The sequence below is a fragment of the Chitinophaga sp. 01L420 genome, assembly GCF_056399985.1.
On the sequence record NZ_JBFTSK010000152.1, the window covers coordinates 1 to 413 of the forward strand.

Below are 413 nucleotides of genomic sequence, written 5' to 3' on the forward strand. Positions count from 1 at the left end.
GACACTGTGTTGCTGACTAACTACGATGTTCCGAACTACGATGTTCCGGCTATTGCGAAAGCAGGTATTGACCAGAAACATTGTAACGACTCTATCTTCACCATGGCCGCCAACAAGCCTACTGAATATGGMGCTAAAGGCACCTGGTCTGTGGTAGGTAAACCAACATGGGTAACTGTTACTGATACCACTTTAAATACTACAAAAGTTAAAGTACTGGCTGGTCATACTGCTACACTGGTATGGACTATCTCTAACGGTACCTGTGCCGCTACTACCGACACTGTGTTGCTGACTAACTACGATGTTCCGGCTATTGCGAAAGCAGGTATTGACCAGAAACATTGTAACGACTCTATCTTCACCATGGCCGCCAACAAGCCTACTGAATATGGTGCTAAAGGTACCTGGTC

General features: G+C 45.9%; 1 protein-coding gene. It reads left to right on the plus strand.

Annotation, left to right across the window (positions count from 1 at the left end; genetic code table 11):
• The coding region (locus AC1DP6_RS36570; protein WP_477059323.1) for a hypothetical protein at window positions 1-413 on the plus strand (413 nt) is incomplete at both ends.